At 67.0% G+C, this 21,161-nt stretch carries 19 protein-coding genes; 15 read left to right on the top strand and 4 right to left on the bottom strand.

Translation table 11 applies throughout. From position 1 onward, the window contains the following. The first annotated feature begins 535 nt into the window (after nt 1–535). The 9 genes from D7Y61_RS20250 (at nt 536) to D7Y61_RS20210 (ending at nt 8,043) form a co-directional block, all read left to right on the top strand. The gene (locus D7Y61_RS20250; protein WP_180868905.1) at nt 536–949 is read left to right on the top strand and encodes a YciI family protein; all 414 of its coding nucleotides are present in this window, start codon (nt 536–538) and stop codon (nt 947–949) included. A 65-nt stretch (nt 950–1,014) separates the two neighbouring features. After that, a complete protein-coding gene (locus D7Y61_RS20245; RefSeq protein WP_180868904.1) occupies nt 1,015–1,437 on the top strand; it encodes a VOC family protein in 423 nt (140 codons plus the stop codon). Nucleotides 1,438–1,471: 34 nt separating this feature from the next. Then, the gene (locus D7Y61_RS20240) at nt 1,472–1,882 is read left to right on the top strand and encodes a VOC family protein (RefSeq protein WP_180868903.1); all 411 of its coding nucleotides are present in this window, start codon (nt 1,472–1,474) and stop codon (nt 1,880–1,882) included. Nucleotides 1,883–1,905: 23 nt separating this feature from the next. Beyond that, nucleotides 1,906–2,262 carry a DUF1428 domain-containing protein gene (locus D7Y61_RS20235; RefSeq protein ID WP_180868902.1) on the top strand — a complete coding sequence of 119 codons (357 nt, stop codon included), beginning with the start codon at nt 1,906–1,908 and terminating at the stop codon, nt 2,260–2,262. Between the two features lie 45 nt (nt 2,263–2,307). Beyond that, nucleotides 2,308–3,594, top strand: coding sequence for an RNA polymerase sigma factor (locus D7Y61_RS20230; RefSeq protein WP_180868901.1), 1,287 nt, complete (start codon nt 2,308–2,310; stop codon nt 3,592–3,594). A gap of 242 nt (nt 3,595–3,836) precedes the next feature. Beyond that, a complete protein-coding gene (locus D7Y61_RS20225; RefSeq protein WP_180868900.1) occupies nt 3,837–5,486 on the top strand; it encodes a M28 family metallopeptidase in 1,650 nt (549 codons plus the stop codon). Nucleotides 5,487–5,660: 174 nt separating this feature from the next. Then, nucleotides 5,661–6,920, top strand: coding sequence for a histidine kinase (locus D7Y61_RS20220; RefSeq protein ID WP_180868898.1), 1,260 nt, complete (start codon nt 5,661–5,663; stop codon nt 6,918–6,920). Next, nucleotides 6,910–7,680, top strand: a complete 771-nt coding sequence (locus D7Y61_RS20215) for a LytR/AlgR family response regulator transcription factor (protein ID WP_180868897.1) — start codon at nt 6,910–6,912, stop codon at nt 7,678–7,680. The genes D7Y61_RS20220 and D7Y61_RS20215 overlap by 11 nt, the downstream gene beginning before the upstream one ends. Before the next feature lie 18 nt (nt 7,681–7,698). Further along, nucleotides 7,699–8,043 (top strand): hypothetical protein, encoded by a 345-nt coding sequence (locus D7Y61_RS20210; RefSeq protein WP_180868895.1) that lies wholly within the window; start codon nt 7,699–7,701, stop codon nt 8,041–8,043. Between the two features lie 39 nt (nt 8,044–8,082). Here the strand turns inward: D7Y61_RS20210 and D7Y61_RS20205 are convergent, their stop codons facing one another. Continuing rightward, nucleotides 8,083–8,697 carry a hypothetical protein gene (locus tag D7Y61_RS20205; RefSeq protein WP_180868893.1) on the bottom strand — a complete coding sequence of 205 codons (615 nt, stop codon included), beginning with the start codon at nt 8,695–8,697 and terminating at the stop codon, nt 8,083–8,085. A gap of 309 nt (nt 8,698–9,006) precedes the next feature. On the opposite strand from D7Y61_RS20205, the gene D7Y61_RS20200 reads away from it, so the two are divergent. Further along, nucleotides 9,007–9,936 carry an oxygenase MpaB family protein gene (locus D7Y61_RS20200; RefSeq protein WP_180868892.1) on the top strand — a complete coding sequence of 310 codons (930 nt, stop codon included), beginning with the start codon at nt 9,007–9,009 and terminating at the stop codon, nt 9,934–9,936. Nucleotides 9,937–10,089: 153 nt separating this feature from the next. Here D7Y61_RS20200 and D7Y61_RS20195 read toward each other — a convergent pair whose 3' ends face one another. Continuing rightward, nucleotides 10,090–10,677, bottom strand: a complete 588-nt coding sequence (locus D7Y61_RS20195; protein ID WP_180868890.1) for a TetR/AcrR family transcriptional regulator — start codon at nt 10,675–10,677, stop codon at nt 10,090–10,092. Between the two features lie 133 nt (nt 10,678–10,810). On the opposite strand from D7Y61_RS20195, the gene D7Y61_RS20190 reads away from it, so the two are divergent. Both D7Y61_RS20190 and D7Y61_RS20185 read left to right on the top strand, forming a co-directional pair. Further along, nucleotides 10,811–12,025 (top strand): MFS transporter, encoded by a 1,215-nt coding sequence (locus D7Y61_RS20190; protein ID WP_180868888.1) that lies wholly within the window; start codon nt 10,811–10,813, stop codon nt 12,023–12,025. Further along, complete coding sequence (locus tag D7Y61_RS20185; protein ID WP_180868886.1) at nt 12,022–13,194, top strand: MFS transporter; 1,173 nt, start codon at nt 12,022–12,024, stop codon at nt 13,192–13,194. Before D7Y61_RS20190 ends, D7Y61_RS20185 begins: the two co-directional genes overlap by 4 nt. 113 nt (nt 13,195–13,307) lie before the next feature. Here D7Y61_RS20185 and D7Y61_RS20180 read toward each other — a convergent pair whose 3' ends face one another. Further along, entirely contained in the window at nt 13,308–15,419 is a 2,112-nt protein-coding gene (locus D7Y61_RS20180; RefSeq protein ID WP_180868884.1) for a M13 family metallopeptidase, read from the bottom strand. A gap of 176 nt (nt 15,420–15,595) precedes the next feature. Here D7Y61_RS20180 and D7Y61_RS20175 point away from each other — a divergent pair, with 176 nt between their 5' ends. Further along, the gene (locus D7Y61_RS20175) at nt 15,596–18,658 is read left to right on the top strand and encodes a bifunctional diguanylate cyclase/phosphodiesterase (RefSeq protein ID WP_180868881.1); all 3,063 of its coding nucleotides are present in this window, start codon (nt 15,596–15,598) and stop codon (nt 18,656–18,658) included. A 228-nt stretch (nt 18,659–18,886) separates the two neighbouring features. On the opposite strand, the gene D7Y61_RS20170 is transcribed toward D7Y61_RS20175, so the two are convergent. Further along, nucleotides 18,887–19,768: a LysR family transcriptional regulator gene (locus D7Y61_RS20170; RefSeq protein ID WP_180868879.1), complete on the bottom strand. Its 882-nt coding sequence runs from the start codon at nt 19,766–19,768 to the stop codon at nt 18,887–18,889. 95 nt (nt 19,769–19,863) lie between these two features. Between D7Y61_RS20170 and D7Y61_RS20165 the strand changes: the two genes are divergently transcribed. Both D7Y61_RS20165 and D7Y61_RS20160 read left to right on the top strand, forming a co-directional pair. Continuing rightward, nucleotides 19,864–20,274 carry a DoxX family protein gene (locus D7Y61_RS20165; RefSeq protein WP_180868877.1) on the top strand — a complete coding sequence of 137 codons (411 nt, stop codon included), beginning with the start codon at nt 19,864–19,866 and terminating at the stop codon, nt 20,272–20,274. Between the two features lie 31 nt (nt 20,275–20,305). Continuing rightward, nucleotides 20,306–21,094 carry a dioxygenase family protein gene (locus D7Y61_RS20160; protein WP_180868875.1) on the top strand — a complete coding sequence of 263 codons (789 nt, stop codon included), beginning with the start codon at nt 20,306–20,308 and terminating at the stop codon, nt 21,092–21,094. The last annotated feature ends 67 nt before the right edge of the window (nt 21,095–21,161 follow it).

The raw sequence follows: 21,161 nt of genomic DNA, 5'->3' as shown, positions 1-21,161 counted from the left end.
GGGGACGCCGTGAACCCGTCCATGGGGGCTTGGCCGCGCCATCCATGGCGCGGATACCCCGCCAACCCCMCCCSCCCGGCCCCAGACAGATTCCGGCGGCCGATCCACCACGGGAAATCAACAACAAGAGCAGAAGCGGGTCGCTGCGCTCGCAAAGCCGAGGCCGCCAGCCAATCGTTGTTGCTGTTGCCTTTTCTCTTGATCTACCCGTGGTGCGTATCGGAGGCAGGAAACTGTCCGTGGCCGGGTGGGTAGGCGGGGCGGGGGTGTSCGCGGCATGGATGGCGCGGCCAAGCCCCCATGGAGGGGTTCACGGCGTCCCCCGMCCCGCCTACCCACCCGGCCAAGCTCAAGAGCCCAAGCTCTCAGCGACCAACCCCACCCCACCACGGAGGGGCTCCGCCGTTCGCCACCCCCGCCGAAGGCGCGCTTTCCGCGGAAGAAAAAAATTCCCAACAGACGTGTCGATTCCCAGCCCCCTGGTTCGTTGTACCCAGTGAAGGGCACGCACCATGCGTCCCCACGGGAGACCGAAATGAAAGTAATGGTGATCGTGAAGGCCAACGCCGACTCCGAAGCCGGCGGCATGCCCAGCGAACAGGAACTGTCCGAAATGGGCGCCTTCAACGAACAACTCGTGGCCGCCGGCATCATGCTGGCTGGTGAAGGCCTGCACGCCACCCAGCGCGGCCGTCGCATTCATTTCGGCAGCGGCGCGCCCAGGGTCGAGGCCGGTCCGTTCGGCCCCGCCAGCGAGCAGATCGCCGGCTTCTGGCTGTGGGACGTGCGTTCACTGGAGGAGGCCGTCGAATGGGCCAGCCGTGCGCCGTTCGGCAGCGGTGGCACCCTGGAGCTGCGCCCGCTGATCACCGCGGAAGACTTCGGTGAAGCCTTCACCCCCGACTTACAGCAGCAGGAACAGCGTCTGCGGGAACAGTTGGAAAACTGATTCGACCCTGGTGTGCCTCTGCCGGGTGTGGCCCGGCCCCCCTACCTACCCAAAGGAGTACTGCCATGAAACTGATTCCCTTCCTCGGCTTCAGCGGCCAGGCCCACGATGCGATGGCGTTCTATGCCAAGGCGCTCGGCGGCCAGGTCACTTCGGAGATGAAGTACCGCGACATGCCGCCGTCCGATGGCTCGCCGGGGTGCAATGAGATGCCACCGGAAACGCTGGACCACGTCGCGCACAGCCAGCTGGAGATCGGCAACGCCATCGTGATGGCCGCCGATGGCCCCGGCGGTGGCGAAGGTGGCTCGACCACCATCAATGTCGATGTGGACAGCATCGAGGAAGCCGAGCGTGTGTTCGCGGCACTGGCTGAAGGTGGCCAGGTGCAGGTGCCGATTGCCGAAACGTTCTGGGCCCATCGCTGGGGCATGTTGATCGACCGCTACGGCAAGCCGTGGATGGTCAATTGCATGAAACAGCCCTGATTCCTCTTCCCTTCATCCACAAGGAGCTTCACCGATGAGTGCACCGCAACCGCAGATGATCTTCGTCAACCTGCCCGTGCAGGATCTGGAAAAATCCAAGGCCTTCTTCACCGCACTGGGCTACAGCTTCAATCCAACCTACACCAATGACGACGCGGCCGGCATGGTCATCAGCGAGAGCATCTACGTGATGCTGCTGACCCAACCTTTTTTCCAGCAGTTCACCAACAAGGCGATTGCCGACGCACACACCCACACGGAAGTGATCAATGCACTTTCTGCGCCCAGCCGCGAGGCCGTTGACGTGATGGTGGACAAGGCACTGGCCGCCGGAGCCAGCGAACCGCAGCCGGCGCGCGACTATGGCTTCATGTACCAGCGCGCCTTCCAGGACCTGGATGGCCATCTCTGGGAAATCGCACACATGGACGGCGAGCCGGGCTGACGGCCGCCGTAGGGAGAACGCTCATGGCTTACGTGGATGCTTACGTGCTGCCGTGCCCGCAGGACAAGGTGGCGGCCTACCGCCGCCTTGCCCGCAAGGCAGGCGCGGTGTGGAAGGAACATGGCGCGCTGCAGTACATGGAGTGCGTGGCGGACGATGTTGAGCCGGGAAAGCGCACGTCGTTTCCCCGTTCGGTCAAGGCGAAGCCTGGCGAAACGGTGATCGTCGCGTTCGTGGTGTTCCGCTCGCGCGCGGCGCGGGATCGGATCAACGCGAAGGTGATGGCGGACCCCCGGCTGGCATCGCTGGGCCCGAAGGACATGCCGTTCGATACCCAGCGCATGTTCTGGGGGGGCTTCAAGCCCATCGTCGAAGCGTGAGCTGCGGCGCTTGTGCAGGCCGGGCGTGCGTGCTGTGATCGGCGCATGCTTGATCCCGCACTGACGCAGCGTCTGGAAACCCTCTGGCGGATGGAGTCGCCAGTGCTGATCGCGCGCCTGGCGCGGCTGCTCGGTGGCGATGTCGGCCGTGCCGAGGAGCTGGCCCAGGACACCTGGCTGGCCGCGCTGGAGCGCTGGCCGGAGCAGGGCATCCCGGACAATCCCGGAGCCTGGCTGATGACCACTGCGCGCAACCGTGCCATCGATGTGCTGCGCCAGCACCAGCGGGTGGCGCAGCAGCATGCGCAGTGGGGTGAGGAACTGCATCCGGCGGCGTTGCCGGCGCCGGATGACAGCCAGGCGCTGGAAGATGACCTGGGCGATGATCTGCTGCGCTTGATGTTCGTGGCCTGCCATCCGGTGCTGCCGGCCGATGCGCGGGTGGCACTGACCCTGCGCCTGCTCGGTGGCCTGACCACCACCGAGATCGCCCGCGCCTTCCTGCAGCCCGAGCCGACCATCGCCCAGCGCATCGTGCGTGCCAAGCGCTCGCTGGCGCAGAAGCAGGTGCCCTACGAGGTCCCGCGTGCAGAGGCGATGCCCGAGCGGCTCGGCTCGGTGCTGGAGGCGATCTATCTGGTGTTCAACGAGGGCTATGCGGCCAGTGCCGGTGATGACTGGATGCGCCCGGCATTGTGCGAGGAAGCGCTGCGGCTGGCACGCATTCTGGCGCACCGGTTGCCGGCGCCGCCGGTGCTGGGCCTGTTGGCGTTGATGGAGCTGCAGGCATCGCGTGCGGCCGCGCGCACCAATGCGCAGGGTATGCCGGTGCTGCTGGACCAGCAGAACCGTGCGCGCTGGGACTGGCTGCAGATTGAACGTGGGCAGCAGGTGCTGGCGCGCGCACTGGCGGCCGGTGGTAGCGATGACCCCTATGTCCTGCAGGCGCGTATCGCGGCCTGCCATGCGGCGGCACGGCGTGCCGAAGACACCGATTGGTCGCGCATCGCCGCGCTGTATGCACAACTGCTGCAAGTGATGCCTTCGCCGGTCGTGGCCCTCAACCGGGCGGTGGCGGTGTCGCGCAGCGACGGCGCGTTTTCGGGCTGGGCATTGTTGCAGCCTCTGCTGGCCGATGCACGATTGCAGGGCTATGCGCCGTTGCAGGTGGTGCGTGCCGATCTGCTGCAGCAGCTGGGCCGGCATGACGATGCCGCCGCGGCTTTCCGCGAGGCGGCCGCGCTCACCGGCAATGCCCGCGAGCAGGCGCTGCTGCTGGCGCGAGCCGAACACGTCGGCTCGGATATCCGTTCCGGGGGACAGGAAAACTGAGCCCTCGGGGGGCTCATCCATGCATGGCGTGGCGTGTMGACCAAGGTCGACACCWGCCAGAGCGGGATCCGTGCCGACCAACGGTCGGCACCCGCCAACAGCAGCGGGAGTCTGCCTATCCTCAGCAAGCCAGCTGTTGTCGTTGCTTCGGCCGTTGCTGTTGCTCTGGCTTCGGCAGGTGCAGGGCGCAGCCCTGCCGAATCCCATTACACTCCGGAAGGATTTCCCTGCTGGAGAGAGCAATGAAACGAGTAGTACTGGGCGTGCTGGCCCTGTCGGTGTCGAGCGCACTGATGGCGGCCACCCCGAAATTCGATGGCGCGCGGATCTCCGCCGACGTCAAGGAACTGGCCTCCGACGCGTACGAAGGCCGTTCCCCGGCCACTGCCGGTGAAGAGAAGACCATCGCCTTCCTCAGCAAGCAGTTCGCCGACGCAGGCCTGCAACCCGGCGGCGACCTCAAGGACGGCAAGCGCCTGTGGACGCAGGCCGTGCCGCTGCGCAAGGGCGACATCGTTGGCACCCCGCAGCTGGCGCTGCACCAGGGTGGCAAGACCCTGCCGCTGGAGCAGGGCAAGCAGATTGCCGTGCGCGCGGCCATGAACGGCGCCAGCAACGTCGACATCAGCAAGGCACCGCTGGTGTTCCTCGGCTACGGCGTGAAGGCACCGGAGCGCAACTGGGACGACTTCAAGGGCGTGGACCTGAAGGGCAAGATCGCCGTCGTGCTGATCAACGACCCGGACTTCGAGACCGGCCAGGGCGATTTCGACGGCAAGGGCATGACCTACTACGGCCGTTGGACCTACAAGTACGAGGAAGGTGCACGCCAGGGCGCGCTGGGCGTGCTGATCGTGCATGAGACCGCACCGGCCTCCTATGGCTGGGCCACGGTGGCCGGTTCCAACACCAACACCATGTTCGATGTGGTGCGCGACAATCCGGCCGACAGCCATCCGCTGCTGGAAGGCTGGATCCAGCGCGACCTGGCCGTGGAACTGTTCCGCTCGGCCGGCCAGGACTTCGAGGCACTGAAGAAGAAGGCGCAGCAGCGCGACTTCACTCCGGTGCCGCTGACCGGCGCCAGCCTGGACGCGAAGTACGCGGTGAAGACCGAAGTGATCACCTCGCACAATGTGGCCGCACGCCTGGAAGGCACCCGCCATCCGGACGAGACGATCATCTACAGCGCGCACTGGGACCACATCGGCGTGGGCGAGCCGGACGCACGCGGTGACCGTATCTTCAACGGTGCGCTGGACAACGCCAGCGGCACCGCTTCGCTGATCGAACTGGCCCGCGGCTTCGCCAAGGCCAAGCGCCCCGAGCGTTCGGTGCTGTTCCTGGCGGTCACCGCCGAGGAAAAGGGCCTGCTGGGTTCGGAGTACTACGCTACCCATCCGCTGTACCCGCTGGAAAAGACCGTGGCGGTGATCAACATGGACGGCATGGCGCCGTTCGGTCCGTCGCGTGATTTCGGCATCTACGGCGCGGCGCGCTTCGAGCTGCTGGACCAGCTGAAGGACGTGGCCAAGGGCTGGGACATCCGCTACACCCCGGACCCGAAGCCGGAAGCGGGCCTGTTCTTCCGCTCCGATCACTTCCCGTTCGCCAAGCGTGGTGTGCCGGCGCTGTCGTGGTCGGCCGGCCAGGACTGGGTGGACGGTGGCGTGGCCGCAGGCAGGAAGGCCTCGGAGGACTACACCGCCAAGCGTTACCACCAGCAGGGCGACGAATGGCAGCCGGACTGGGTGTTCGCCGGTGCCGCCCGCGACCTGGAGGTGCTGTACACGCTGGGCAGCCAGCTGGCCAACGCGCGCAGCTGGCCGAACTGGAGCAAGGACGAGTCGTTCCGCACCGTGCGCGACGCCAGCGCCGACCAGCGCAAGTAACGGCGTTCGGTAGTGCCGGCCACTGGCCGGCATTGCCGCCCCCGGAAACGCCGGGTTGTCCCGGCGTTTCCGTAACGGCTTCCATCCCCGCTTTCCGGCCCTTCGTCGCAACCCGCTTGTTTGCCCGGCGGGCCGCCCTATGCTCGGCTCACCCCCTTCCTCCAAGGCGCTGCCGTGTTTGCCAGCCTCTCTCTCCTGATTCGCCACCTGCTGGCCTGGGCCGCTGCACTGGTTGTCGCCGGCATGGTCTGGAGCGGCATCTTCAGTGGCATGAACGATGGTCCGGGCTGGATCTTCGGCCTGTTGGCGATGTTCCTGATGATCTCGGCGCTGGGCAGTGCCATCACCCATGTCCGCCGCGTCTGGCTTGTGGCCGGACGCCTGGATTCGACCACGCTCTCCGGCCGCCAACGCCGCCAGGTGGAACTGCCGATGGATGCCGGCCAGGCCTTCTCGGTGGTGGAAGCGGCGATTGCCGAACTGCCGCGCGTTGAAGACGTGGAAAGTTCGGCTGGCAGCCTGCAGGTGAGGGCATACGTGCGCCGGGTGGATGCCTGGAACGGCCGCCAGCCGTCGCGCTGGAACCTGCCGGCGCGGTTGGCGATCAAGCGCAACAGCGTGCTGGCCACGGTTACCCCGGGGCAGGGCACCAGCACCGTCACCCTGTTGTTCGAGCCGGACGCGGGCTGGTGGGCTGATCTGCTGGCCCTGGACGAGGGCAGCAACTTCGAAAACGCCGAGGCCGTCACCCGTGCGATCAGCCGCCGTGTTGCCGACCAGCGCCGTGACGAGCAGGCTGCGGCCGAGCAGACCCAGGTGGAAAAGGAACTGTCGGTTGCACGCTTGAACCTGCTGCATGCGCAGGTGGAACCGCATTTCCTCTACAACACGCTGGCCAACGCGCAGGTGCTGACCCGCACCGATCCGGCGCGGGCCGATCAGATGCTGGGCCATCTGATCCAGTACCTGCGCAGTTCGCTGCCACAGGTGGACGAATCGGTGTCCACGCTGGGCGTGGAGCTGGAACGCACCCGCGCCTATCTGGAGATCCTGCGTATCCGCATGGGGGCCCGCCTGGGGGTGGAAGTGCAGGTGCCGAACGAACTGCACGGCGTGCACCTGCCGGCGATGGCACTGCAGACGCTGGTGGAGAACGCCATCAAGCACGGCCTCGAGCCCAAGCCCGGCGGTGGCACGATCTGGATCCTGGCCCGTGGCTTCGATGACCACGTGACAGTGACGGTGGCTGACGATGGGCTCGGCTTCGGCCAGGGCACCAGCGGTACCGGCATCGGCCTGAAGAACCTGCGCGAGCGCCTGCGCCTGACCTGCGGTGAGCAGGCCGGTGTGGCGATCGTTGCCAACTTCCCCAGCGGCGTGGCCGCAACCATGACCCTGCCGCAGACGAGCAAGGAGCGCAGCCATGCCGCTTGAGGCGCTGATCGCTGAAGACGAGGAACTGCTGCGGCAGTCGCTGGTGGGGCAGCTGGGCCGGCTGTGGCCGGACCTGAAGCTGGTGGCCGAGTGCGAGGATGGTGCCAGCGCGCTGGAGCAGTTGGCCGAGAAGCAGCCGGACATCGCTTTCCTCGATATCCGCATGCCCGGCATCAGCGGTATTGAAGTGGCACGCTCGCTGTCAGAGTTGAGCCCACGCACCCAGGTGGTGTTCGTCACCGCCTACGACCAGTACGCCATCGATGCCTTCGAGCAGGGCGCAATGGATTACCTGCTCAAGCCGGTCAGCGACGAGCGCCTGCTGGCCACGCGCGAACGAATTCTTTCACGCTTGCCCTCCACGCGGCAGGACGACGCCGTGCTTGAGCGTCTGCTGCAGCGGCTGGGCCCATCGCAGGGCACTGCAGAGCGTCCGCCGCTGGCCTGGATCACCGCCAGCAACGGCCGCGAGACGCAGCTGATCATGCTGGAAGACGTGGCCTACTTCCGCGCTGACAACAAGTACACCACCGTGGTTACCGCCGCAGGCGAGAGCCTGCTGCGCACGCCGTTGCGTGAACTGCTGGAAGTGCTCGACCCGCAGCATTTCCGCCAGATCCATCGCTCGACCATCGTCAACATGAAGGCGGTGGCGGCGGTGAGCCGCGACGACACCGGCCGGGGGGTATTGCGCCTGCGTGGCCGTGCCGAGACGCTGGTGGTCAGCCAACCTTTCATGAGCCTGTTCCGCGGCATGTAGCCGCATTCCGGAGGCACCATGCGCCTGTTCCTGATTGCCTGCGTCGCCGCGCTGTCATTGGCCGGCTGCGAGAAGTCCAGCACTACCTCGATCACCCGCACCCATGCCAACGGCGTGGACACGCTGTACAGCAAGGGCACCGTGGTCGATGGCGAGGCGCGGTTCCAGTGCATCGCCAGCAGCAGTGGCCAATGCCACTACCTGGTGCTGGACCCGGCCTGCACGACCGATGCGGCCTGCGCGACGCCACCGCTGCGCCGGTTCGCGGTGGCGGTGGGAAAAACCGAAGCCATGCGCGATCTGCCCAAGGGCTTCCGCCAGTGTGTCAGCCAGGACCCGATAGAACACTGCCACCGTGAGTGATCACGGTGGCAGTGTGGGTCCCCCCGCTTCCCTGAAGGGTCAGTAGGCCGGCTGCAGTGTCAGATCGTGGTGGTGCTCGTTCTCGCCCACATGATTGAGGCGGCCGACCAGCTCGGAGTGCTGCTTCATGCGCCCGATCTCGGTCATGATGCGGATGTCCTCGTGGCGCAGTTCGCGCCTGGCGGTGACCGCCTGCTTGTAGTCCAGCACTTCCGGGTAGTGCTCGGCCAGATCCAGCGCCTCGGCCACGTTCTCGACACTGTCGGCCTTGGAGCTGATGCGGGCGCGGCTGTTGAACGCCTTCATCCAGCGCTCGAAACCGGCCTGCTGATCGAACATGTTGGCCATGAACCAGATCACGAACAGGATCGACACCCATGAGCCGAACACGATCACCACGCGGGTGAAGGTGATATGAAAGTCATCGCGCCACAGGTAGTTGGCGATCAGGCCGAGGATCAGCAGGGACGCCGCCTGCCAGCCCACGATCGAGGCGATCAGCCATTGGCACTTGGCCTGGGCCAGCACCGCTACTTCATCGCGGATCTGCTGCTCGCTGAGATTGCGCCAGTGCGCGACCTGTTTGTCGAACGGGCTGCTGTAGAGCTCGTTGTCGCGAAGCAGAATTCCCAAACCCTTGAACAAAGCAATCATGGCTGGCTCCTTGTGGAACGTGCGTCGATCAGCATTGGACGGTGTGGCGGGTTCAGTTCTAGCACTTCCAGCGAGCGGTGCAATGGGCGCGATGCCCTGCGGCGTAAGGCTTTTGTCTGAATGGGTGAATATTGATGCATTGCAGCATAGCGGCCGCAGCCTGCGACAGGATGTCGCAGGGTGAAACGTGCTGCGGCCGCACATGAAACCGTGGCTGAGCGCGGAGACTCGCCGCCGACGTCGTGATCGCCCAGAATCGGGGCCGACCGCGCAACGTGCCGCCGTTCTTCCGCTTTTCCTGGACCTGTGATGCCAGCTCTGCTGCAGCGACTCTCCCGCCCTGTCACCGCGCCGATCCGGCGCTGGGTGCTGGACGCATTTCCGCGCGGCCAGAGCGGCATCGATTACGACCATCCGGTGGGCGATCCCGGCTGGTTCGGGCCGGACAGCGTGACCTGGCGGCTTCATGCCGAATTCCCCTCGATGCTGGCCGGCGGCCTGTGCGCGCTGATGCTGCAGACCCTGCATCCGCGTGCGCTGGCCGGTGTCTACGACCACTCCAACTTCCGCCAGGACCTGGTGGGGCGCCTGCGTCGTACCACCGCCTTCGTTGCCGGCACCAGCTATGCACCCAGCGGCGAGGTGGAAGCGCTGGTGGCCAAGGTGCGTCGCATCCATGCGCGGATACGCGGCCAGACTGCGCAGGGCGAGCCCTATGCTGCCGATGATCCGCAGCTGCTGACCTGGGTGCATGTGACCGAAGCGTTTGGTTTCCTGCAGGGCTTCCGCCGCTACGGGCGCGACGTGCCGGCGCACATCGCCGACCGCTACTACGACGAGTATCGCTGCGTGGCCGAGGCGCTGGGCGCGGTGGAGGTGCCGCGCAGTGAAGCGGAAGTGGCGGCCTACTTCTGCGCACGGCAGCCGGAGCTGCGTGTGGACGAGCGTTCGCGCGAAGTGCTGGAGGTGTTGTCTGGCGTGCGCCTGCCGGTACCGGTGCCGGGGCTGTCGCGTGAGGTGTTCCTTGGCGCGGGCGCCGCACTGCTGCCGGACTGGGCCGAGAGCACGCTGGAACGCACTGGCCGCCAGCGTGCGCAGGCAGCAGCCTCTGCGAAGCTGATGCAGGGCATGGCGCCGCTGTTCCGCCACGCGCTGCCCGATGGCCTGGCCAGCCGAGCCTGCGCGCGCATGGGGGTGCCGGTGGAGATCCTGCGCGGGTGGCCCGAAATGCTCCGGTAGGTGCCAACCTTGACCAGCACGCCGGCACCATGGTTCTGGTAGGTGCCAACCCTGGTTGGCACGCGTTTCGCGCGGTGCGGCAGAAGCGCCAACCAAGGTTGGCATCTACCAGAGCGGATTCCGCAGCAGATCCACGCCATGCGTGGACGGGCCTCACCCAGCTGACTTCAACCCACGCAGCAGCATCTCCAGCGCCGCCGTTGCCTGCCGCAGGCGCGCGTCGCCATCCTCGCCCTCGGCGATCCAGAACGCGGCCTCGGCCAGGCTGCCGTAGATCAGCGACGCCAGCGCCTGCGCCTCCACCGGTGCCACCACACCCTGCGTGACCAACTGTTCGATCAAGCGCTGCATCGAGTGCACGCAGTGGCGCTGCGATTCCGGTGAGGCGCCACCCAGCACGGCGCGCGCATCGCGCAGCACGATGCGCTGGATCTCCGGCTCCAGCGCCATTTCCAGGTAGGCGCGGCAACGCTGCACGAAGCCCTCCCAGGCATCGTCGGCGGTATCACTGATCGCCTGCAGGCGCAGGTCGGTCTCGGTATCGAGCTGGGCGACGACAGCCGCCAGTAGCCCCTTCTTGTCGCCGAAGTGGTGGTACAGCGCGCCGCGGGTCAGCCCGGCCTGGGCGGTCAGGTCATCCATCGAGGTGGCGGCATAGCCGTGCTCGCTGAATACGCGGCGGGCGGTGGCCAGCAGGGTGGCGCGGGTTTCTTCCATCTCGGCGCGGGTGCGGCGGACCATCCGGAGCTCCTTACATACGAAGTGCATGATTATTTACATACGAAGCGTATGAATGTAGCCTCTTATTCATACGCTCTGTACGTATTGTCGTGGCGCGCCGTGCGCCAGACAAGTCGCTGCCCTGGAGATCCTGATGGCCACCCCCTATCGCGACCTGTTCGCGGCCCCCGGCACCGCCGGCCTTGCCCTGGCCGGGCTGCTGGCACGCCTGCCGTTGCCGATGACCGGTATCGGCATCATCACCCTGCTGTCCCAGCTGCGCGGCAGCTATGCATTGGCCGGTGCGGTGTCGGCCACCTTCGTGCTGACCTACGCGCTGCTGTCACCGCAGGTGTCACGCTGGGTCGACCGGCGTGGGCAGGGAAGGGTGCTGCCGTGGGCCACCTTGGCCAGTGCGGCCGGTCTGCTGTTGCTGCTCGCGTGCACGCTGCTGGCCGCGCCCGACTGGACGCTGTTCATTGCGGCGATGCTGGCCGGCTGCATGCCCAGCGTGTCGGCGATGGTGCGCGCGCGCTGGACCGCGATCCATCGCGGCCGCCCGCAGCTGCAGACCGCGTATTCGCTGGAGACCGTGTTCGACGAGGTGACCTTCATCGCCGGGCCGCCGTTGTCGGTTGGGCTGTCGGTGGCGGTATGGCCGCAGGCCGGCGTGCTTGCGGCTGCCCTGTTGCTGATGATCGGCGTGGCCGCGCTGGTGCTGCAGCGGGACACCGAGCCGCCGTTGCAGACCGCCGCTAGCGAAGCACCCTCCCGCTCGCTGCTGCGGCAGCCGGAGATCCGCCTGCTGGCGCTGTTGATGCTGGCAATGGGCGTGATCGTCGGCACGATCGACATCACCAGCGTGGCCTTTGCGGAACAGCGCGGGAAGCCAATCGCCGCCAGCGCGGTGCTCTCGGCCTATGCACTGGGCAGTTGCGTGGCGGGCCTGCTGTTCGGTGCACTGAAGCTGCAGATGCCGTTGCCGCGCCTGTTGTTGGCCGGAGCAGCGGCCACGGCACTGACCACGTTGCCGCTGCTGTGGGTCGGCAGCCTGCCGGGGCTGGCTGTGGCGGTGCTGCTGGCCGGGCTGTTCTTCGCGCCGACGATGATCGTGGCGATGTCACTGGTCGAACAGCACGTGCCCGGATCACGCCTGACCGAGGGCATGACCTGGTTGCTGGCCGGATTGAACATCGGCGTGGCGCTGGGCGCGGCGCTGTCCGGGCAAAGCGTCGATGCCGGGAGCGTGCGCAGCGGCTTTGTCGTTGCGCTGGTGGCAGGTGGTGGCGTGCTGCTGTTCGCCGTGCTCGCGCATCGTGCACTTCGCCTGCCTGCTGCATCCACATCCCCTGAAGGAATCATCCCATGAGCGTTTCATCACCTGCGCATGCCGCGCCTGTCGCCCGCCATCCGTGGTGGGCGGTTTCCGCCGTCGGCCTTGCCACGTTCTCGGTGGTCACCACCGAAATGCTGCCGGTCGGCCTGCTGACCCCTGTTGCCGAAAGCCTCGATGCATCCACCGGTACTGCAGGGCTGATGATTTCATTGCCGGCCTTGCTGGCGGCACTGTTCGCACCGTTGGTGGTGATCGCGGCCGGTGGCATGGACCGTCGCCGCATCCTGTGCGCGCTGTTGGGGCTGCTTCTGGTGGCCAACATCGCCTCGGCGCTGGCGCCGGGCATCGGCTGGCTGCTGGCTGCGCGCGTGCTGGTCGGGTTCTGCATGGGCGGCATCTGGGCCATCGCCGGTGGCCTGGCCGCGCGTCTGGTGCCTGCGCAGCGCATCGGCCTGGCCACCTCGATCATCTTCGGAGGCGTGGCCGCCGCTTCGGTACTGGGCGTTCCGCTGGGCGCGCTGATCGGGGATGCACTGGGCTGGCGCTTCGCATTCGCGGCGATGGCATTGTTCAGTGCGGCCGTCCTGGTGCTGCATCTCATGGTGCTTCCGGCGCTGCCGGTTGCTGCATCGGTAAGGCCGACGCAGTTCCTGCAACAACTCGGCCATCGCGGCCTGCAACGTGGCCTATGGCTGACCCTGCTGCTGGTGGCCGGTCATTTCGTCGCCTTCACCTATGTACGACCGCTGTTGACCTCTGTATCGGGCCTGGATGCATCGTGGATCGGCGGACTGTTGTTCGCTTATGGAATGGCCGGAATCGCTGGCAACTTCATTGTTGGACCGCTGGCGGCACGCCACCCGCGTGGCACGGTGTTGGCGATCGCATCGGGCCTGCTGCTGACGCCGCTGTTGTTCCTGTGGCTGGGCGGCACGCCAACTGGCGGCATTGCGGTGCTGTTGCTGTGGGGCCTGGCCTACGGCGGTGTGTCGGTGGGATTGATGAGCTGGATGATGAAGGCGGTGCCACAGGCCGTGGAGATCGCCACCGCGCTGTACGTCGGTGTGTTCAATGTTGGCATTGCGCTCGGGGCCTGGGGTGGTGGCCGGCTGCTGGATGGCATCGGCCTGCACGCCACGCTGTGGGCGGCGGCGGTGTTGGCTGCGGGGGCACTGCTGATGGTTGCCACTACCCGCAGGTAGATCCGCGCCGTGCCAACCAAGGTTGGCACCTACCGAAGCAGGGGATGTGCCGACCAAGGTTGGCACCTACCCGCAGATGAAACGGGCGCCTTGCGGCGCCCGTTCCGGTTACATCACCACACCTTGACCCGCTTGTCCGGGGCCAGGTACAGCTTCTGGCCTTCCTCTACTTCGAACGCCGGATACCAGGCGTCGATGTTGCGCACGGTCAGTGCGCGGAACTGGCCCGGTGCGTGCACATCGGTCAGCAGCGAGTTGCGCAGCGCCTGCTCGCGGCTCTTGCTGCGCCAGGCCTGGGCAAAGCCCAGGAAGAAGCGCTGGTCCGGGGTGAAGCCTTCCAGGGTCTGGCCCGGTTTGCCCTGCAGCGACAGCTGGTAGGCATCGTAGGCGGTGCCCAGGCCGGCCACATCGGCGATGTTCTCGCCCAGGGTCAGCTTGCCATTCACATGCACGCCCGGGAACGGCTCGTAGCTGCTGAACTGCGCGGCCAGCGCATCACCGGCGGCGTTGAACTGCTTGAGGTCTTCAGCTGTCCACCAGTTGTGCAGCTTGCCGGTTTCGTCGAACAGCGCGCCGGCGTTGTCGAAGCCGTGGCTGATCTCGTGGCCGATCACCGCACCGATGGCACCGTAGTTCACCGCGTCGTCTGCGGCGCCGTCGAAGAACGGAGGCTGCAGGATCGCGGCGGGGAACACCAGACGGTTTTCCAGCGGCACGTTCATTGCGTTGATGGTCTGCGGCAGCATCGCCCACTCGCCATGGTCCACCGCCTTGCCCAGCTTGGCGATGTTGCGCTGGTACTCGAACAGCTCGGCGCGCTGCGCATTGCCCAGCGCGTCATCGCGGCGGATCTCCAGGCCGCTGTAGTCACGCCATTTTTCCGGGTAGCCCATGCCCACGGTCAGCCCGGCCACCTTGGCCTTGGCGCTGGCCTTGGTCTGCGGCGACATCCACGACAGCGCGTCGATGCGCTTGGCGAAGGCGGCGATGATGTTCTTCGCCATCTCGTCGGCACGCTCCTTGGTCTTCGCGTCGAAATGCTTCTCGACGTAGCGCTTGCCGATGGCTTCGCCAACCGCGTGGTTGGCGTCGTCCACCGCGCGCTTCCAGCGGTCGCTCTGCTGGGGCGTACCGCTCAGTGAGGTGCCGTGGAAGGCGAAGCGGGCATCAGCGAACTTCTTCGGCAGGTAAGCGGCGGCACGGTCCAGCGCGTGGAAGGCCAGGTAGTCCTTCCAGACGTCCAGCGGCTCGGTAGCGACCAGCCTGGACAGGCCGGCCACGGCCTTGGGCTGCCACACGATGAAGTCCTGCTGCTTGCCCAGTGCGGCTGCATCCAGGAAGGCGGTCCAGTCCATGCCCGGCGCCTTGGCGTTGAAATCGGCCTGTGTCCACGGATTGGCACCCTTGGTCACGTCGTTGGTTTCTTCCTGGGTGGCGTGCGCCTGCGCGATCTTCGTTTCCAGCGCGAGGATGCGCTGGGCCTTGCCGGCCGGATCGGCCACGCCGGCCAGCTGCAGCATCTGCGCGATGTAGGCCTGGTACTGCTTGCGCAGCTCGGCCATGCGGCCGCCGCCCAGGTAGAAGTCCCGATCAGGCATGCCCAGGCCACCCTGCACCAGGTACGGCGCATTGCGGTCCGGCTGCAGCAGGTCCACCGACACCCACAGGCCGAACAGGCGGTCGGTGTAGAAGTTGGTGGCGTTGAGCAGGTCGACGTCGGCGCGCACGTCGCCGCCGAGCGCACGGGCCAGGCCGGCCTTGTCGGCGATCGCATCGATCGCCTTCAGCTGCGGCTGTACCGGTGCGATGCCGTGCTGTTCGATGCCGGCCTCGTCCATGTAGGCGGCGTAGTAGTCGCCGATCAGCTTGTCGTCACCCGTGGCCTGGGTGTTGCCGGCGGCGCCTTCGAGAATGGCGCGGGTGTCGGCCAGCGTCTTCTCGGCGATGACATTGAAGCTGCCGAAGCGCGAGCGGTCGGCTGGGATTTCAGTGTTCTTCACCCATGTGCCGTTGGCGAAGCCGAAGAAGTCGTCACCGGCGTTGATGCTGCGGTCCATGCCGCTGGCATCGAAGCCGAAGCTGCCCAGCATCGGCTTGGCGGCGGCCGGGGCGGCATCGGTCGGCGTGGCGGTACCGGCAGCCGGCGTAGCCGGGCGGTCGCAGGCGGCCAGGGACAGGCTGGCGACGATGGCCAGTGCCAGGGTGGGACGGCGCAGCTTGGACATGGACTTCTCTTGCAGCGGAAAACGCCAAGTCTAATCCGCTCCGGCCCGGCTGGCCCTCCCATTGTGCCGCCTGCCCTGTGCGGGATCTGGCTGAACGCGCGAATGCGATCTTCACGCCGTCACCGGCGTGGTGCATGCTGGGCCCGGGAGCCCTGCGCGGACACGGGGAGGTGGCCATGCAGAGGCGGGTCAGGCGTCAAGAATGGCGTCCGCCGGCCGTTGAGGTCGGGGATGTGGAGGATTCGTTCGCGCATGAAGCCAGCCGACTGCACAAGGAAGATCAACCGATGCCCGCGCTGAAACGGGCGTTGGCCCGGCCGTTGCGCGCCATCACCTGGGGCGGGGTGTTGCTGGGCGTCCTGTTGGTGGCCGGGCTGGCCACCATGCTGGCCAATGACCATCACCGCCGGCTGGAGGCGGCACAGCGTCAGAGCCGTGCATTGGCGGTGGGCAGTGAGCGGCTGCTGGCGCTGGAGCTGCGCAATCTGGAGCGGGCGATGTCCGGCATCGCGGCCGATGCCGTTGAAGTATTCCGCAGCGTGCCGGTGCAGGCCCCCGCCCTGCTGGATGCCTCCATCAGCGGTGTACTGCGCCGCCATGCTGAGTTGCACAGCATCGTGGTGCTGGACGGCCATGGCCGTGCGCTGACGGCCGGCAAAGGCGATCTGAACCTGCCGCTGTGGACAGACCCGCAGCGCCGCGGCCTGGGCAGCGCGCTGTACATCGGCCCGCCCCTGCGCGTGAGCGAGGGCGGCTGGGTAGTGCCGCTGGCCCTGCCCATGGCCGGTGACCGCTGGCTGCTGGCGCGGCTGCGCTGCGGCGAACTGCAGCGCATCATCGGAGGGCTCGATGTCGGCCCGAACGGGCTGGTTTCGATCAGCGATGCCGAGGGCTACATGCTGGCCCGCGTGCCCGATCCGCACGGTACGGTCGGCCGCCGCTATGACCTGCCGCACCGCGAACTGCTCGGCAAGCAGGCGGTGGTGGAGCTGGGCAGCCTGCCGGGCGCGGTTGACGGCGTGCCGCGCATCATCACCATCAGTACATTGGAGCGCAGTCCGCTGGCGGTGCAGGTGGGCCTGGCCGACGAGGACGTGCTGGCACCATGGTGGCCCTATCTGCAGGCCTCGGTGGCGATCGTGCTGGCCTACATCGCGGTGCTGCTGGTGCTGCTCTATGCGGTGCGCCGCACGACCCGCCGCCAGCAGTCGATGGCCGAGGAACTGAAGGCGGGCCATGCCGAGCTGCGCCTGGCCCATCAGGTTGGGCGTGTCTGCACCTGGTACGTGGACGAGGATGCCGCACTGCTGCGCTGGTCGCCGTTGGCGCGCGAAATCTTCGGCGTGCAGACCGATGCGCTGCCGGTGGCCGATTTCTTTGCACGCGTGCATCGCGATGATGCCGCGCGCCTGCAGCAGGCCTTCGACCAGGCCTTCGCCGGTGGTGCTGTGCTGGACCAGGTGTTCCGCCTGGTGCTGCCCGGTGGCGAGGTGCGCTGGGTGGGCGCGCGCGGTCAACGGGTGGAGGTGGCCGACAGCGAGCGGCGCATGATCGGCGCGCTCACCGATCTGAGCGAGCGCTACCAGGCGCGTGAACAGATGAGTGAAGTGGAACGCCGCTTCCGCCTGTTGTTCGACCGCAACCCGGCGCCATTCTGGGTGTTCGACCCGGACACGCTGCGCTTCATCGAGGTCAACGACGCCGCGGTGCGGCAGTATGGCTACAGCCGCGAGGAATTCCTGGCGATGAGCATCCTCGACATCCGCCCTCGCGAGGGCTGGGACGAGGTGAAGGGAGCGATCGCCAAGGCCCGGGTCGGTGAGCTGCAGGACGCCACCGTGCGCCTGCACCGACGCAAGGATGGCAGCGTGTTCGAAGTGCGCGCGCACCTGTCCAGGCTCGATTTTGATGGCCAGCCGGCCTGCCTGGTGCTGGCCGAGGATGTGAGCGAACGGCTGGCCTACGAACGTGACCTGGCCTACCAGGCACGGCACAACCCGGCCACCGGCCTGCTGAACGTGCGCGCGTTGACCGAACAGCTGGACGAGCAGGACGCGGGCTACACCATCGCCTTTGTGCAGCTGCGTGGCCTGCAGCTGGTGGCCGATACGTTGGGCCGCGAGATCGGCGATGCGGTGCTGCAGTCGATGGCGACCCGGCTCGGTGGCCTGGGTGCGCGCTGTGGCACGCTGGCGTTCCAGCCAGCGGAGGACTTCGTGTTTGCCATCGGTGCCGAGCACGACACCCAGCGCGTGCTGGACGATCTGCTGCAGATCGTGTCGGCGCCGATGCGCGGCAAGGATTCACTACACCAGTTCGAACCGCGCATCGGCGTAGCCGTGCACACTGCCGGTGATGGCCACAGCGCCGAGCAGGTGATCGGCATGGCCGCGCAGGCCGCGCATGCGGCGCGCGCGGAGGGCAACGTGGTGGTCTGGTTCGACGCGGCGGTGACCACGCGGCTGGCCGACCGTCTGCGCCTGGCGGGCCGCATCCATGCCGCCATCGACAACGAGTTCCAGTTGTACTTCCAGCCGATCCGGCATGCCGGCGACGGCAGTCCGGCGGCATTGGAGGCGCTGCTGCGCTGGCCGCAGGCCGATGGCGGTTTCATCCCACCCAACGAGTTCATCCCACTGTGCGAGGACACCGGATTGATCCTGGCACTGGGCCGCTGGGTGATCCGGGCGGCGGCCAAGGCGCAGCGGCGGCTGGTCGAGGCCGGCTGGGGCGAGCTGCCGATCGCGGTGAATGTATCGGCGGTGCAGTTCTTCAACAGTGACCTGGTGGCCGAGTTCACCCGCGTCCAACAGGAATTCGGGCTGGCCCGCGGCGCGCTGCACGTGGAGCTGACCGAGAGCAGCCTGATGCGCAAGCCGGCACAGGCGATGCAGACCATGCAGCGCCTGCACGAGCAGGGCATCAGCGTGTCGCTGGATGACTTCGGCACCGGCTATTCCAGCATGTCCTACCTGCAGCACCTGCCGTTGGACATCCTGAAGATCGACCGCAGTTTCGTGGCGGACGTGGAAACCAATCCGCGCAACGCCTCGATCTGCCGCGCGTTGCTGTCGCTGGGCCACAGCATGGGGTTGACCATCATCGCCGAAGGCGTGGAGACGCCGGGCCAGCTGGACTGGCTGGCCGCGCATGGCTGCGACCAGGTGCAGGGCTACCTGCTGGGGCGACCGGCGCCGCTGGAACAGATCATCGATGCGCTGGACGAGGTGGCGGCCTAGGCCGCGCGCCGGACAAGGAGCCGGCGACGTGTAGTGTAGAGTCGACTGTTAGTCGACTGCTCTTGTTAGTCGACTGCTCTTGTTAGTCGACTGCTCTTGGCGTTTGGCAGAAAGACGCGCGCTACGCGCGGGAGTCGACTGACAGTCGACTCTACCGGGCCATATCCGCCGGAAACATCGGCGGATCCATGCGCCGGTAGCGCCGGGCCATACCCGGCGGACGCACCCTTACACCCCGGCTTCCACCAGATGGTCGATGAAGCTGCGCACCTTCGGCGCCAGGTGGCTGCGGCTGGTGTACACCGCGAAAATGCCGATCGGCGCGGCTTCCCATTCGGGAAGGATGCGTACCAGCCGGCCATCGGCCAGCGCGTCTTCCAGCAGGAAGTCCGGCTGCAGGATCACCCCCATGCCGGCAATCGCCGCTTCACGCAACACGTCACCATTGTTGGCGTGCAGCAGGCTGTGCACCGCCACTTTCACTTCGCCGCCCGGTCCCTGCAGGGGCCAGTGATCGCCGGCCGACCAGTAGCTGTAGCCCAGGCAGGCGTGCGCCTGCAGGTCCTGCGGGACCTGCGGGGTACCGTGCGCGGCCAGATAGGATGGCGCGGCGCACAGGCTCACCCGCGATTCGCCCAGGCGGCGCGCGATCAGCGTGGGGCTGGGCTCGCGGGTGATGCGGATGGCGACGTCGTAACCTTCCTCGACCATGTCCACCAGCCGGTCGGACAGCGCCAGATCCAGTTCCACCTGCGGAAAGCGCTGGCGGTAGCTGGCCAGCAATGGCCCCATCCGGGCGATGCCCCAGCTGACCGGTGCGTTGATGCGCAGGGTGCCGGAAGGCTCCAGCGCCTGCGCGCCGATGCTGGCCTCCAGCGCGTCGAACTCGGCCAGCAGGCGCACGCATTGGCCGTAGTACGCGGCACCCGCGCTGGTGGGGCTGACCCGGCGCGTAGTGCGGTGGAGCAGGCGGGTGGACAGGCGTTTTTCCAACGCGGCAACCTGGCGGGTGACCCCTGCGGTGGACATGTCCAGTGCCTGGGCGGCGGCGCTGAAGCCGTTGCGCTCGACCACCGCCACGAACACGCGCATCGCCTCAAGGGTGTCCATTGTTGCGCCTTTTGAAATAAATACGGTCAAACGATCGTATTTATTGGCTCGTGAAGGCGCAATAACCTGTGCCCATTCCCTCTGAGGTGCTTCCCATGCACACCACCACCGCTCCTGTTTCTTCGCTGGCCCCGTATGGCGCCACCCTGCTGCGCCTGGCCCTGGGCGTGTTGTTCCTGGTCCATGCGCTGACCAAGCTGCTGGTGTTCACCCCGGCCGGAACCGCGGCCTTCTTCGAGTCGATCGGCCTGCCCGGCGTGTTCGGCTACCTGACCATTGCGGTCGAACTGGCCATCACCGCCGCGCTGCTGCTGGGCATCTATGCGCGCTGGGTTGGCCTGGTCGGGGTGCCGCTGCTGCTGGGCACCATCATCACCGTGCACGGGGCCAACGGCTTCAGCTTCGCCAACACCGGCGGTGGCTGGGAATACCCGGCGTTCTGGGCGCTGGCGCTGGTGGTGCTGTTCCTGGTCGGCGACGGCAAGTGGACCCTGCGTTCGCGCTGATCGCCGCCTGATACTGCAACTGGAGATTTCCATGTCCCGCTTGCCTTCGTTGTACATCTCGCATGGTTCGCCGATGACCGCCCTGCATCCGGGCCAGGTCGGCGTGCGCCTGGCCGAGCTGGCGCGCGATCTGCCGACCCCGCGCGCCATCGTGATGGCGTCGGCGCATTGGCTGGGCCGGCAGCCGCTGGTGGGTGCGCATCCGCAACCGCCTACGATCCACGACTTCGGTGGTTTCCCGCGCGCGCTGTTCGAACTGCAGTACCCCTCGCCGGGTGATCCGGCACTGGCCGAAGAAGTGGCTGGCCGCATCGCCGCCGCCGGACTGCCAGTGGCCATCGACCCGCAGCGTGGCCTGGACCACGGCGCGTGGGTACCGCTGCGCTTGCTGCGCCCGCAGGCCGACATCCCGGTGGTGCCGCTGTCGATCCAGCCGCTGCTCGGCCCCGAGCATCAGTTCGCGCTGGGCCGTGCGCTGGCGCCGCTGCGCGAGCAGGGCGTGTTGCTGGTCGGCTCGGGCAGCATCACCCATAACCTGCACGACTGGGGCGACTACCAGGACGGCAAGGAAGCGCCGTATGTGCGGCCCTTCATCGAATGGGTGGAACAGCGCCTGGCTGCCGATGACCACCAGGCCCTGCTCGATTATCGCCGGCAGGCGCCGTTCGCCGAACGCGCGCATCCGACCGACGAGCATCTGCTGCCCTTGTTCTTCGCGATGGGCGCGGCGGGCGAGGGTGGTTTCGGTGCACGCCGCATCGATGCCGGGATTGATGCGGGCTTCCTGGCCATGGACCTGTACCGCTTCGACGGGGCATGAGCCGAGGCTGACGGCCGGCGATCACGATCGTCGCGCCTGCAGCCGCATGTGGTAGTTTTTTCCGGGT

It is taken from the genome of Stenotrophomonas maltophilia (assembly GCF_013464485.1).
GTDB classification, from domain to species: domain Bacteria; phylum Pseudomonadota; class Gammaproteobacteria; order Xanthomonadales; family Xanthomonadaceae; genus Stenotrophomonas; species Stenotrophomonas maltophilia_AW.
This window is presented reverse-complemented; position numbering and strand designations above follow the sequence as displayed.

What these genes read in the sequence shown, in the direction of transcription:
- D7Y61_RS20250 (WP_180868905.1), top strand. Translation starts at nt 536, where the DNA reads ATGAAAGTAATGGTGATCGTGAAGGCCAACGCCGACTCCGAAGCCGGC.
- D7Y61_RS20245 (WP_180868904.1), top strand. Translation starts at nt 1,015, where the DNA reads ATGAAACTGATTCCCTTCCTCGGCTTCAGCGGCCAGGCCCACGATGCG.
- D7Y61_RS20240 (WP_180868903.1), top strand. Translation starts at nt 1,472, where the DNA reads ATGAGTGCACCGCAACCGCAGATGATCTTCGTCAACCTGCCCGTGCAG.
- D7Y61_RS20235 (WP_180868902.1), top strand. Translation starts at nt 1,906, where the DNA reads ATGGCTTACGTGGATGCTTACGTGCTGCCGTGCCCGCAGGACAAGGTG.
- D7Y61_RS20230 (WP_180868901.1), top strand. Translation starts at nt 2,308, where the DNA reads ATGCTTGATCCCGCACTGACGCAGCGTCTGGAAACCCTCTGGCGGATG.
- D7Y61_RS20225 (WP_180868900.1), top strand. Translation starts at nt 3,837, where the DNA reads ATGAAACGAGTAGTACTGGGCGTGCTGGCCCTGTCGGTGTCGAGCGCA.
- D7Y61_RS20215 (WP_180868897.1), top strand. Translation starts at nt 6,910, where the DNA reads ATGCCGCTTGAGGCGCTGATCGCTGAAGACGAGGAACTGCTGCGGCAG.
- D7Y61_RS20210 (WP_180868895.1), top strand. Translation starts at nt 7,699, where the DNA reads ATGCGCCTGTTCCTGATTGCCTGCGTCGCCGCGCTGTCATTGGCCGGC.
- D7Y61_RS20205 (WP_180868893.1), bottom strand. Translation starts at nt 8,697, where the DNA reads ATGATTGCTTTGTTCAAGGGTTTGGGAATTCTGCTTCGCGACAACGAG.
- D7Y61_RS20200 (WP_180868892.1), top strand. Translation starts at nt 9,007, where the DNA reads ATGCCAGCTCTGCTGCAGCGACTCTCCCGCCCTGTCACCGCGCCGATC.
- D7Y61_RS20195 (WP_180868890.1), bottom strand. Translation starts at nt 10,677, where the DNA reads ATGGTCCGCCGCACCCGCGCCGAGATGGAAGAAACCCGCGCCACCCTG.
- D7Y61_RS20190 (WP_180868888.1), top strand. Translation starts at nt 10,811, where the DNA reads ATGGCCACCCCCTATCGCGACCTGTTCGCGGCCCCCGGCACCGCCGGC.
- D7Y61_RS20185 (WP_180868886.1), top strand. Translation starts at nt 12,022, where the DNA reads ATGAGCGTTTCATCACCTGCGCATGCCGCGCCTGTCGCCCGCCATCCG.
- D7Y61_RS20180 (WP_180868884.1), bottom strand. Translation starts at nt 15,419, where the DNA reads ATGTCCAAGCTGCGCCGTCCCACCCTGGCACTGGCCATCGTCGCCAGC.
- D7Y61_RS20175 (WP_180868881.1), top strand. Translation starts at nt 15,596, where the DNA reads ATGCAGAGGCGGGTCAGGCGTCAAGAATGGCGTCCGCCGGCCGTTGAG.
- D7Y61_RS20170 (WP_180868879.1), bottom strand. Translation starts at nt 19,768, where the DNA reads ATGGACACCCTTGAGGCGATGCGCGTGTTCGTGGCGGTGGTCGAGCGC.
- D7Y61_RS20165 (WP_180868877.1), top strand. Translation starts at nt 19,864, where the DNA reads ATGCACACCACCACCGCTCCTGTTTCTTCGCTGGCCCCGTATGGCGCC.
- D7Y61_RS20160 (WP_180868875.1), top strand. Translation starts at nt 20,306, where the DNA reads ATGTCCCGCTTGCCTTCGTTGTACATCTCGCATGGTTCGCCGATGACC.